We start from the raw sequence: 11,963 nt of genomic DNA, 5'->3' as shown, positions 1-11,963 counted from the left end.
GATGGAGAAGCCGATGCGGAAGCCGCCCCAGTGCTTCCCCTTGACGTAGACCGGTGCCGTGATGTCCCACATCGTCTCGCCGGTATCCCGCTTGTAGACCTGACGGAGAATCTTGTTGCCGTCCTTGCCGTCGTAGCGGGCCGCCGGCAGACCCGTTTCGTCGTTGAACAACCGCTTGGTGCGGTTGCCCAGCTTGTCCTTCTCCGGGTCGCCAGTCAGGGGCAGGGAGTAGCGGCTGTTGTGCGTCGGCAGGTAGCCGTTCCGGTCGACCAGCACGGCGAAGACCAGCATGCTGTCCTCCTCCAGAAAGGTATCCTGGATTCCAAGAATCCGCCGGTCAAGATACTCATCGTAAGCCGTGTGATACTTGGGAATCGCCGCCCCGGCCAGCGGTCCCTCGATGATCGGGCGGTAGTCGGTATCGAACACCTGCGCCTCACTCAACTGGCCGCTGTCGATCGCCTCGGTCAGCACCTGGGCCATCGACTTGGCCCCGGTCAGGGCCAGGGTCCGCGCCTTGGTCAGCATCATCTCCTGCAGGACCCTGGCGCGGTCCTCGACCAGAAAATAAGTAAAGCCGCCCAGGATTACCGCCAGGACGACGATCAGGGAGACGACAATCTTCATCGAAATGCGTTTGCTGATCCAGCTGAACATGACAAGTCCTCTGCGTTCTGGTGGATGGAAGGAAATCAGGCGCTGTCGCGCCGTTTGCTGCCTGTTCGTTACGGCTCGCGGCTGCCGCATCCCTGCTACATGCAGTAGCCCAGCCGGAAGGCCCCCCAGTGGCGTTCACCGACATAGACCGGGAACGAGATGTCCCACATCTTTTCGCCGGTATCCCGTTCGTAGACCTGCACCAGAACCTTGTCCTGGCTCTTGTTGCGAGCGGCAATGAGCTCGATGGGCGTGTCGAACATCCGCTTGGTCCGGTTGCCGACCAGGTCCTTCTCCCGGTTTCCGGTCAGCGGCTGGGCGTATCGGGTGTTGTGCGTCGGCAGATAACCGTTGCGGTCGACGAGCACGGCGTAGACGACTTGCCGGTCTTCGAGGAAGGCGTCCTGCAGGCCGGTGATCGTCTCGTCGAGATAGGTGTCGTATCGGGTGTGAAACTTGGGCGGATCGGTGTCGGGGATCGGCACGTAGTTCTCGTCGAAGAGGTCCTCCAGGCTCAGGCGGCCTTTGGCCAGCGCTTCGGACAGCACTTTTCCCATGGCCCGGGCGCCCGCCTTTGCCTTCTCCCGTCCCTTGTCCTGCAGTTCATCCTCGAGCAGCTCGCGGAGGTTTTCCGCCAGTCCGGTCAGCTCGGCGATCGCCTGTGCCGTCTCTTCGGCGCTCGCCGCCACCTGCGCGGCGACGTCGCGCACCTCGGCGATGGTTTCGGCCATCTGCTCGCTCGCCGTCGTCTGCTGCTGCGTCGAGAGCTTGATCTCGCGGGCAGCAGCACGTGTTTCCTGCACCATGGCAATGATGTTGGCCAGCGCTTCCGAGACCCGCTCCACCCGCATACTGGCCGCATCGACCCCCTTGGTCCCCTGCTCGGTCAGCATGATCGTCGAGTTGGTCGCCTTCTGAATCTGCTCGATCAGCCCCTTGATCTGGCCGGTTGCATCCACGGTACGCTCGGCCAGGCGTCTCACCTCCCCCGCCACGACGGCGAAGCGCTTGCCGGCCTCGCCGGCGCCGGCCGCCTCGATCGCCGCGTTGAGCGACAGCAGGTTGGTCTGGTCGGAGATCTCGTCGATGATATCGACGATGCCGCCGATCTTCTGCGAGTTCTCCCCCAACTGCAGCATCGCTTCGGCGATCAACTGCACCTGTGCCTTGAGCTGGCCCATCCCCCGGACGGCGTTGTCCACCGTCTCGATTCCATCCGAGCAGGCGCTGTTCGCCTGCTCGGCCTGGGCCTCGACCTGCAGCGCGTTCTGCGCCACCTGTCGGGCAGTCACCGCGATCTCCTCGGAGGTGGTGGTCGCCTCCTGCACCGCCGAGGCCTGCTGCGTGGCGCCGGAGGACTGCTGGGTGGAAATCGCCAGGATCTCGTTGGCGCTGGTCGAGAGCTGCTGGATCGCCTCCTTGACGCTGTGCACCAGCCGACCGCCGCGGTCGATCTCCAGCTTGAGGTTCTTGACGATCACCTGCGTCATCTTGTTGAAAGCCCGGGCCAGCTTGCCGATCTCGTCAGCCGAGGCGATCTCGATGGTCTCCTCCACATGGCCGCTGGCGATCCGTTCGGCGACCTGCGTCAGCCGGTTGAGCGGCCGGATGAAGTAGTGCAGAACGACGCAGATGGTAATGAAGGCAAAGACCTGAATGAGCGCCATGTAGAGGATGAGGGAGTTGCGCAGGTCGGCGACCGCCCGCTCGACCTCCTCGACCGAGAACCCGATCCGGAATGCGCCCCACTGCTCTCCCTGCACGTAGACCGGCGCCGCCACATCCCAGGCCCGCTCACCGGTGTCGCGCCGATACTCCTGGCGGAGGACCTGCTGGCCGTCGCTGCCGTCGTAGCGGGCCGCCGCGAGACCGACCGGATCGTTGAACATCTGTTTGGTGCGGTTGCCCGTCCGGTCCCTTTCCGGGTCACCGGTCAGCGGCTGGGAATAGCGGGTGTTGTGGGTCGGCAGATAGCCGTTCTTGTCGACCAGCACGGCGAAAAGCACGGTGCTGTCCTGCTCGAGCATGACATCCTGGATCTTGCGGATGCGGGCATCGAGATACTCGTCGTAGGCGGTATGGTATTTCGGCACGGAACCACCCGCCAGCGCCCCGGAGGCGATCGGCCGGTAGTCGGTATCGAAGATCTCCTCCAGGGTGAAGGTGCCGCCGAAAATCGCCTGGTTCAGCACCAGCTGCATGGTCTCGGCGCCGAGGATGACCATCGTCCGCGCCTTGACGAACATCTGTTCACGCAGGGCATCGCTGCGGCTCCTGACCAGCAGGGTGGTGGCCACTGCCATGATCAGGGACAGCACGAGAAAAAGGGCTAGGGCGATTTTCAGTGAAATCCGGTTGGTAATCCAGCGAAACATGGCAGGTCCCCGCAGAGAGGTAGCAGAAAGGTCGCGATGGCACCGCATCGTCGATCATCCTCAGGGTGTAACCGCTACTCCCCCTTCTGGTCGATGACGAACTCCGGGCGCGCGAGAATGTTGGCCAGATCGAGCAGGACCAGCAGGCCGTCCTCGCCGACGACCTGCCCTTCGGCCGCGGCCCGGGGAAAACCGGAGAGTCCCTCGGTGACCGGCTCGATGTCCATCACGGCCAATGTGCGAATCCCCTCTACCCGTTCCGTGAGCAGGGCGGTCACCAGGCCGGCCGCCTCCACGACGATCAATTGGCCGTTTGCCGGCGTTTCCTCGCCGGCCAGGCCCAGCAGGGGCCGCAGGTCGGTGACGGCGACGATCTGTCCGCGCAGGTTGATGACACCGCGGATGTGCCCGGCAACCCGCGGTACCCGAACCAGCCGGGGCATCCGCAGAACCTCCCGGGCCACGGTCGAAGGCAGGGCATAACGCTCGCCAGCGAGCCGGAAGACGACATAATCGCGGGTCTCGATCGCAGCGGTCTCGCCCCCCTCTTCGATTCCCCGCCAGTATTCGTCCCGCATCTCCTGGAGGACGCGCTCAATTTCGTAAGTCTGTCGCTCTTTCATCGAATGGTCCCCTCGAGAATCGCAGGAGTATCAGGGCTGCTTCCCCAGCTGGCCGGCATCGTCGCGGCAGACTTCCAGAAAAACCGCTCGCGACAAACCGCCGGAATGCGGAATGATCGCTTCGTCGGCCGTTTTTTCCAGCAGCCGGACCGTGTTGTTGAGTTCACGACGGGCATCACGCGGCCGCCCCAGACGCCAGAACACCTTGCTCAGGTTGTAGTGGGGCATGATGAATTCCATGTCGAGCAGAAGCGCCTTGCGGTATTCGCTTACCGCCCCCTCCAGATCGTTCTGCAACTCGCAGATCAGCCCCCGCAGAAAATAGACTTCGGGACGCAGGTCATCGACCGCCAGGGCCTGCGTGCAGACATCCAGAGCCTGTTCGTAGAACCCTTCGTTGGCAAGAATGAAGCCTTTGCCCACCATCGCCCCGACATGCCGCGGCATGTGGCGGAGGATTGTATCATAACCCTGAGACGCTGTTCTAAAATTTTCGCGATTAAATTCCTGCTCCGCCCTGACGAAGAGTTCCTGCAGATCGGGTGTCGACGGCACATCCGCGGGTAGTGGACAAGCCGGAGGCGGAACCGGCAGGGAGGGTTGCGGAGACCTGGGCGGCGGACGGAAAGTCGCGACCGGAGGCGGCAGGCATGGCAGCGCAGGAGGCTTGTCCGCGGTTCTGGCATCCCGCAGCTGATAGTAGAACCCCCCTGCCTGGTGCTGGCGCTGAAACCGGTCGGAGATGTTGATCAGGGTTTCGGCATGGCCGAGAAAAAGAAAGCTCCCCGGGCTCAGGCAGCGAGAGAACTTCTCGACGATGCGCCGGGTGGTGCCGAGCCGGAAATAGATCATCACGTTGCGGCAGAAGAGGATGTCGACCTCGCCGGTGCCGTTGTCCGCCGAGGGGAAAGCCCCGGTCTGCAGGTTGAGATAGGCGAAGCGCACCATATCCCGAATCCGGGTATCGACCACATAGGCACTGCCGACCCGCTGAAAATATTTCTCCCGGAAAACCGCATCGGTCACCCGCAACGCCCTTGGGCCATAGCTCCCTTCGTGAGCCCGGCGCAGAGCCACCTTGTTGATGTCGGTGCCGAGGATCTGCACATCCCAGTCGGCCAGCAGCGGAAAATGCTCGCACAGCAGCATGGCGAGCGTATAGGGCTCCTCCCCGGTGGAGCAGCCGGCGGACCAGATTCGCAGGGAACGCCGCGTCCGGTTGCGTACGATCAGTTCGGGCAGGACGTGATGAATCAGGGCATCGAAATGCGCCAGATAGCGGAAAAAGTAAGTTTCACCGACCGTCAGCAGGCCGAGCAGCTTCTTCTGCTCCTGGCGATTCTCGCCGTACCTGTCGAGATAATGAAAATAGGCGACGTAGTCTTTCGCACCGATGGCACGCATGCGCCGCTGCAGACCCCGCTCGAGGATCTTGATGTTGCTCTGGTCGAAGTGGAGGCCGCTATGGGTGAGCAGGTAGTCCTGGAAGAGGGCAAGTTCCTCCTCGTTCATGGGGCTGTAACCGAGCCCGTGTTCGTGCCGGTTCGCCTTCAGGAGGGCGACATCTTCGAGCAACCGGCGCCGGTCGATCGGCTTGGGGAGGAAATCGAAGGCATCGAGCAGCTCGTACTCCAGCTCGGCCTGGCGGGAGGTGGCGATCACCGGAATTTTTTTCGTGGAACGATGGACTTCAAGCCGGCGCAGCGTATCGAGGCCCGCGGATTCCGGCATGGAGATATCGAGGATGACCAGGTCGGGGGCCAGTTGGCGGATCGCCTGATAATTCGCCTCTCCGGTCCGCAGACACTGCACCTGGCAACCAGCATCGAGGAGCGTTGCCGAGAGGTCAAGGCACAGCCCCCGGTCCTCCTCGACAATCAGCACGAGGAAGCGGTCGTCGCTCACCGGCGGTATCCTCCCGCAACGCCCGGCCCGGCGGCAGCCGGCAAGCCGGGCCGCGCTGCCGCCAGCGGCCGTGGCTGCAAAGGGTTAACCCTTGTCATCCTGCCCGGTCCTGGCCCAGGAATCGCGCAGGGTCACCGTCCGGTTGAAGACGGGGGCTCCGGGCAGGGAGTCACGGCAATCGACGCAGAAATAGCCGAGCCGCTCGAATTGAAAACAGCTCTCCGGGCCGGCCTCGCCCAGACTCGGTTCGATGCGGCAGCCGGCCAGAATCTCGATGGAGGCGGGGTTCAGGCTGGCACGGTAATCGCCGTCCTTGCCGCTGCCCGGGTTCGCATCGGTGAAGAGTCGGTCGTAGAGGCGGACCTGGGCCGGCAGGGCGTGGCCGGCCGACACCCAGTGGATCGTCCCTTTGACCTTGCGTCCATCCGGTGCGCTGCCGCCACGTGTCTGCGGATCGTAGCTGCAACGCAGTTCGACCACCTCGCCGGCGGCGTCCTTGATCACCCGCTCGCAACGGATGAAGTAGGCGAAGCGCAGCCGCACCTCGCGCCCCGGAGACAGGCGGAAGTACTTGCTGGGCGGATCCTCGAGAAAATCGTCCCGCTCGATATAGAGTTCGCGGCTGAAAGGGACCTTGCGGCTCCCCATGGCCGGGTCGTTCGGATGGTTGGCCGCTTCGAACTCCTCGACCTGGCCGTCCGGATAGTTTTCGATGACCACCTTCAGCGGACGCAGCACCGCCATGGCCCGCGGCGCCCGCACGTTAAGGTCCTCGCGGACGCAGTCCTCGAGCACCCCCATGTCGATCCAGCTGTCGCTCTTGCCAACGCCGATCCGCTCGCAGAAGGTGCGGATCGCCTTCGGCGTGAAGCCCCGCCGGCGCAGACCGACAACGGTCGGCATGCGCGGATCGTCCCACCCCTCGACCCGCCCTTCGTTCACCAGTTCGAGCAGCTTGCGCTTGCTCATGACCGTATAGGTCAGGTTGAGCCGGGCGAACTCGATCTGCTGCGGGTGGCAGGAAACCTCCAGGTTGTCGAGAAACCAGTCGTAGAGCGGGCGGTGATCCTCGAACTCCAGGGTGCAGATTGAATGGGTGATCCCCTCGAGGGCATCGGAGAGGGGATGAGCGAAATCGTACATCGGGTAGAGACACCAGCTGTCGCCGGTCCGGTAGTGGGTGGCGCGCTGGATCCGGTAGATGACCGGGTCGCGCAGGTTCATGTTGGGCGCGGTCATGTCGATCTTGGCCCGCAGGGTATGGGCGCCGTCCTCGAATTCGCCGGCTCGCATGCGGGCAAAGAGGTCAAGGTTCTCCTCCACGCTGCGGCCGCGAAAGGGACTCTCCCTGCCGGGTTCCGTCAACGTCCCGCGATAGGCTCGGACTTCCTCGGCGCGCAGGCTGTCGACGTAGGCCTTACCCATGCGGATCAGTTCCAGCGCGAACTGGTAGAGCCGCTCGTAGTAATCGGAAGCGAAGTAGAGATGCTTTCCCCAGTCGAAACCGAGCCAGCGTACCGCCTCCTGAATCGCTTCGGCGTACTCGACGCTCTCCTTTTCCGGGTTGGTGTCGTCCATGCGCAGGTGGCAGCGACCATCGAATTCGGCCGCCAGGCCGAAGTTGAGACAGATCGACTTGGCGTGGCCGATATGCAGATAGCCGTTGGGCTCAGGGGGAAAACGGGTCACCACCTGCCCGTCGTTCTTGCCGGCCTTGAGATCTTCGCTGATGATGTTGCGGATGAAATTGGCGGGTAGCGGCGCAGCGCTGGTCGTCATGGGTGGGAATACCTTTCCTCTTCTGTAGTTGCTCCGGTCCGCAGCAGGTGGCGGCGCCGCGACAGTCAGACGTCGAGTTCCTCGTCGATCGCCAGCCGCTGCAGCAGCACCACGGCGTGCGCCGAAATCCCTTCGCCGCGCCCTTCGAAGCCGAGCTCTTCGGTGGTGGTCGCCTTGACATTGACCCTGTCGATGTCGGTGTCGCACGCGCCGGCGATGTTCTCAACCATCGCCCGGATATGCGGCGCGAGCCTGGGTCGCTGGGCGATCACCGTGGCATCGAGGTTGCCGATGGCATACCCCCTGGCCGCTGCCAGCGCTATGACCTCGCGCAGCAGCTTGAGGCTGGAAATCCCTTTGTAGGCCGGATCGGTGTCGGGAAAGTGCCGGCCGATATCCCCTTCACCCAAGGCGCCGAGGACGGCGTCGCAGATGGCGTGCAGCAGCACGTCGGCATCGGAATGCCCCAGCAGGCCGAGATCGTAGGGAATCTCCACGCCGCCGAGGATCAGCTTGCGCTCCGCCACCAGGCGGTGTGCATCGTAACCGTGCCCAATACGCATGATTCTCCTTAGCCGTTTGCCGGCGCTTTTAGAAACGCTTCCGCCAGAATCAGGTCCTCGGGTGTGGTGATCTTGATGTTGCGATAGCTCCCCTCGAGCATGGCCACCGGATGGCCGAAGTGCTCGATGAGGGAAGCATCGTCGGTGCCGCGAAACCCGTCACGGACTGCCCGTTCATGGGCGGTACGAATCAGTTCGAAGCGAAACGCCTGCGGCGTCTGCGCCTGCCAGAGCCGGTGCCGGTCGGGGGTACCAAGAACCAGGGAATCCTCCACCTCCTTGATGGTGTCCTTGACGGGGACACCGACCAGACAGGCGCCGACCCGGAGGGCGGTCGCCACCACCGAGGGGATCAGGGCCGGCGGAAAAAAAGGACGCGCCCCATCATGAATCAACACGATGTCGTCTGCCGCCGCGCCGCACTGCAGCAGGCCGTTGCGCACCGAATCCTGACGCTCGGCACCGCCAGCGATGATGCTGCGCACCTTGGCGAAGGCGTAGCGCTCGACCACTTCGCAACGGCAGTAGGCGATCTCCGTCGCTGGCGATAGCAGATGGATGCTGTCGACTGCAGGGTGGTTGTCGAACAGGTTCAGAGTGTGGGCCAGAATCGGCCGATCGGCGAGGGTCAGGTACTGCTTGTTGACCGCAGCCCCCATCCGGCTGCCGGCACCGGCAGCGGGGACCAGAACGATGACGCTCATGAAGCTCCGGAGATGGGGAAAGGGACCGCGCCCGTAGAGCCGGCCGACATTACATGGACCTCCGGCGCGCTGCCGGGAGCAACACCCAACGACGAGGGCAAAAGAAAGGACCAGGCAATCTCGCACCTGGTCCGCAAAGTGACAAGGGTGAAATTAGTGGAAGAAAATCTTTTCGACCCGCTCGACGACCTGCTCCTCCTGCGCCCCTTCAGCGAGGGCAACCTCCTTCACCAGGAGTTTGCGCGCCAGCTCCAATACCTTTTTTTCACCGTAGGAAAGTTCTTTTTCACCGCGGATGATATAGAGCTCACGCAGCACCTCCGCCACTTCGCGCAAATCCCCGGACTTGATCTTTTCGTTGTATTCGCGTTGCCGCCGACTCCATGAGCCGAAGGCTTGTCCGGCACTCCGCTTTTCTTCCAGGATGTCGTAAATGGTGTCGACTTTTCCTTTTTCGATAAGGCAGCGCATGCCGACCTGAACGACATTGCCTATCGGCACCATGATGGTCATGTCACTGTCGACAATCCGCAGGACATAGAACTCGCTCTTTTGCCCAGAATACTCCCTGGATTCGATTGCCTCGATTACCCCAACCCCCTGGGCAGGATAGACCGCCATGTCACCTATTTTGAACATGGGTTTTCCTCCCTTCTGCATTCGCACAGATTAGCACAAACTGCGCCGTCCGTCAAGGCCAACCCGTCCTCGAAACAAGGACTTAGCCAGCCCGACAGCCTTGCCATCCGGCTTGCAGCTTCCCTCCACCCTGCGATCTCTGCCTCGTGGAAGGTCCACCTTTCCTCCGAATACGCCGTCTTATCATGGCCTTTGCCAACCTTCCCCGGACGGGGGCAACCCGACCAGCAGTTGCCGATCCCATCAAAGCGGAGCAGCAGATAAAAAGAAGGCCCCGGCATACCGTGCCGGGGCTCACGTCCTTCCCTGCCGCCAGTCGCTGTCTTTCAGTTGATCTGGACGATGTTGCCGTCCTGCACCTGCAACAGGAAAAGCTTTTTTTCCGCATCCCCCTGCGGTGTGAACGACGTCGCCCCGGTCACACCCGGGTAGGCCCGTACTCGGGAGAGCGCCAGGCGAAAATCTTCCCGCGTCCGGATTTCGGCACGCTCGTATAGCAAGAGCAGGATACCGGCGGCATCGTAGCCCTGGGCTTCGAGGATGGACGGCTCCTCCCCGTACTTTTCCGAATAGCGGTAGACAAACTCCTGAACAAGAGGGTGGGAACTGTCGCGAAAAAAGCCGTCGACAAACACCGCTCCCTCGACAAACCGGCCAGCGAGGCGGACAAGGTCCGGCGAGTTCCAGCTGTTGATGCCAAGCAGGGGAAGCTTCTCGATGCCGAAAAAGGCGAGCTGCGGCGCGATGAGGCCGATCCGGTCGGCGTGGTCGGGAATGAACAGGGCTTCGAAGGGGAGAGCTTTGGGCGGTGATGGCGGCGCCCCGACTCGGGATGATTCCGGGTCGGGCGCATCGGGATCTTCCCGTTTCAGCAGCTTGATCTGACGGCGGAAGTCGGTGATGTTTTCGGCGTAGCTTTGCCGGGCGGCAATCCGTCCACCGCGCCCTTCCACTTCGCGGGCGAAAAGCTCTGTCATCTCCCGCCCCAGCCGGTTCTCCGGGCTGAGAACAGCGAAGGAAGTCAGCTGCCGTTCCTCCATGGCATAGCGGACCAGTGCCAGCACCTGCTGGCTGCTGGTCAGCGAGTCGCGGAAGACATAATCTCCGGCTTCCGGTAACCCGTCTTTCTGGGAAAGGGTCAGCAGCGGAACGCGCATTTGCTGCGCCCGGTTGGCCGCAGCCTGGGCAGCAGCACCGGTGAGGGGACCGGCGATCGCCAGGACCCGCTCATCCTCGGCCAGCTCGATGACGGCCCGCTCACTCAGCACCGGATCGGCGCCGGTGTCCCGGTAGAGAAAGTGGGCCGGCGTTTTGCCACCAGCCTGACGCGTCTCCAGCGCCAGGTTCATGCCGCGCTGCACCATTTCACCAAAGGTGGCGTAGCGCCCGGAGAGTGGCAGCAACACGCCCAGGGCCCGCTGAAGACCCTTTTCACCAGCCTCCAGCCGCAGTCTCTCAATATCCTCGCCGGCGCGTTCGACCGCCGGCAGCGGCGGCGCCCAGCAAAGGCCGACGACCGTCAACAGCAGCACGGTGACGAACCTGCGTGTCAGCATTCTTCTCCTCATCAATCCCGCCGATGGCTAGCCGAACAGTTCCTTGACCTTGGCGAGGAAGCTCTTGCCCATGGGGTGAACGTCCTCGCCTCCCTCGCGGGCAAACTCCTCGAGCAGCCCCTTCTGCCGGGCGGTGAGATGCGTCGGCGTCTCCACCCGCACCACCACAAGGTGGTCGCCACGGCCGTACCCCTGCAGCACGGGGATCCCCTTGCCGGCGAGCTTCAGCACCTTGCCGGACTGGGTGCCGGCCGGTATCTTCAGTCTGACCTTCCCTTCGAGGGTCGGCACCTCGAGCTCACAGCCGAGGGCGGCCTGAATGAAAGAGATGGGAAGCTCGCAGATGACGTCCTGCCCCTCGCGCTGGAAAATTGAGTGTTCGCGAACGGTGATCACCACGTAGAGATCTCCGGGTGGCCCGCCCTGCGCCCCCGACTCCCCTTCGTTGCTCAGCTTGAGCCGGCTGCCGGATTCGACCCCCGCCGGAATCTTCAGCGAAATGGATTTCTTCCCCTTGACCCGACCGCTGCCGCGGCATTCCGGACAGGGGTTGTCGATCACCTTGCCGGCGCCGGCGCAATCCGGGCAGGGCCGCGTCAGGGAGAAGAAGCCCTGCTGATAGCGGACCTGCCCGGCCCCCTGGCAGGTGGGGCAGGTGCGAGCAGTGGTGCCCTTTTTCGCCCCGGACCCGCCGCACGCCTCGCAGGTTTGGTGGCGGGGAATCTGAATCTTGGTCTCCAGGCCGAAGGCGGCTTCCTCGAAGGCGATGGTGAGATTGTAGCGCAGGTCGTCGCCTCGCCGTCCCCGGCCACGCTGCCTGCCGCCGCCGAAGATATCGCCGAAGATGTCCCCGAAGATGTCCTCGAAGGGGCTGCCGCCGAAACCGCCCGAAGAAAAGCCTCCGCCGCCCCCCAGCCCGGCATGGCCGAACTGGTCGAAGGTGGCTCGTTTCTGCGGATCGGAGAGGACGGCATAGGCTTCGGTGAGCTCCTTGAACTGCTCTTCGGCTACCTTGTCCTCAGGGTTCTTGTCCGGATGGTACTTCAGGGCCAGCCGGCGATAGGCTTTCTTGATTTCGGTGTCGCTGGCGTTCCGGTTGACCTCCAGCACTTCATAATAGTCACGTTTGCCGTTTGCCAAGGGTCGATCCCTTTTCTTTGGT

General features: G+C 63.1%; 10 protein-coding genes. All 10 read right to left on the bottom strand.

All coding sequences use genetic code 11. The features are described from left to right. Positions 1-657: HAMP domain-containing protein (locus VD811_02990; GenBank protein HXV19943.1), on the bottom strand; the 657-nt coding region annotated here is incomplete at its 3' end. A gap of 95 nt (positions 658-752) precedes the next feature. Beyond that, complete coding sequence (locus VD811_02985) at positions 753-3,032, bottom strand: methyl-accepting chemotaxis protein (GenBank protein ID HXV19942.1); 2,280 nt, start codon at positions 3,030-3,032, stop codon at positions 753-755. Between the two features lie 74 nt (positions 3,033-3,106). After that, positions 3,107-3,655 (bottom strand): chemotaxis protein CheW, encoded by a 549-nt coding sequence (locus VD811_02980; GenBank protein ID HXV19941.1) that lies wholly within the window; start codon positions 3,653-3,655, stop codon positions 3,107-3,109. A gap of 30 nt (positions 3,656-3,685) precedes the next feature. After that, the gene (locus VD811_02975; GenBank protein ID HXV19940.1) at positions 3,686-5,560 is read right to left on the bottom strand and encodes a CheR family methyltransferase; all 1,875 of its coding nucleotides are present in this window, start codon (positions 5,558-5,560) and stop codon (positions 3,686-3,688) included. 84 nt (positions 5,561-5,644) lie between these two features. Continuing rightward, complete coding sequence (locus VD811_02970; GenBank protein HXV19939.1) at positions 5,645-7,339, bottom strand: glutamine--tRNA ligase/YqeY domain fusion protein; 1,695 nt, start codon at positions 7,337-7,339, stop codon at positions 5,645-5,647. Positions 7,340-7,404: 65 nt separating this feature from the next. Beyond that, positions 7,405-7,902: a 2-C-methyl-D-erythritol 2,4-cyclodiphosphate synthase gene (gene ispF, locus VD811_02965; protein HXV19938.1), complete on the bottom strand. Its 498-nt coding sequence runs from the start codon at positions 7,900-7,902 to the stop codon at positions 7,405-7,407. Between the two features lie 8 nt (positions 7,903-7,910). Beyond that, positions 7,911-8,606, bottom strand: coding sequence for a 2-C-methyl-D-erythritol 4-phosphate cytidylyltransferase (ispD, locus tag VD811_02960; GenBank protein HXV19937.1), 696 nt, complete (start codon positions 8,604-8,606; stop codon positions 7,911-7,913). 153 nt (positions 8,607-8,759) lie between these two features. Then, positions 8,760-9,245, bottom strand: coding sequence for a CarD family transcriptional regulator (locus VD811_02955; GenBank protein ID HXV19936.1), 486 nt, complete (start codon positions 9,243-9,245; stop codon positions 8,760-8,762). A gap of 326 nt (positions 9,246-9,571) precedes the next feature. After that, positions 9,572-10,801 carry a penicillin-binding protein activator gene (locus tag VD811_02950; protein HXV19935.1) on the bottom strand — a complete coding sequence of 410 codons (1,230 nt, stop codon included), beginning with the start codon at positions 10,799-10,801 and terminating at the stop codon, positions 9,572-9,574. A 27-nt stretch (positions 10,802-10,828) separates the two neighbouring features. Beyond that, positions 10,829-11,911 carry a molecular chaperone DnaJ gene (gene dnaJ / locus VD811_02945; GenBank protein ID HXV19934.1) on the bottom strand — a complete coding sequence of 361 codons (1,083 nt, stop codon included), beginning with the start codon at positions 11,909-11,911 and terminating at the stop codon, positions 10,829-10,831. Positions 11,912-11,963: the final 52 nt, after the last annotated feature.

This window comes from Desulfuromonadales bacterium (assembly GCA_035620395.1).
GTDB lineage: Bacteria > Desulfobacterota > Desulfuromonadia > Desulfuromonadales > DASPGW01 > DASPGW01.
Note: the sequence above shows the minus strand (reverse complement) of the source record. Positions and strands in the feature narration are given on the sequence as shown.

Coding starts and splice junctions, on each gene's coding strand:
- VD811_02950 (HXV19935.1), bottom strand. CDS start 10,801: ATGCTGACACGCAGGTTCGTCACCGTGCTGCTGTTGACGGTCGTCGGC.
- VD811_02980 (HXV19941.1), bottom strand. CDS start 3,655: ATGAAAGAGCGACAGACTTACGAAATTGAGCGCGTCCTCCAGGAGATG.
- ispF (HXV19938.1), bottom strand. CDS start 7,902: ATGCGTATTGGGCACGGTTACGATGCACACCGCCTGGTGGCGGAGCGC.
- VD811_02955 (HXV19936.1), bottom strand. CDS start 9,245: ATGTTCAAAATAGGTGACATGGCGGTCTATCCTGCCCAGGGGGTTGGG.
- VD811_02970 (HXV19939.1), bottom strand. CDS start 7,339: ATGACGACCAGCGCTGCGCCGCTACCCGCCAATTTCATCCGCAACATC.
- ispD (HXV19937.1), bottom strand. CDS start 8,606: ATGAGCGTCATCGTTCTGGTCCCCGCTGCCGGTGCCGGCAGCCGGATG.
- VD811_02985 (HXV19942.1), bottom strand. CDS start 3,032: ATGTTTCGCTGGATTACCAACCGGATTTCACTGAAAATCGCCCTAGCC.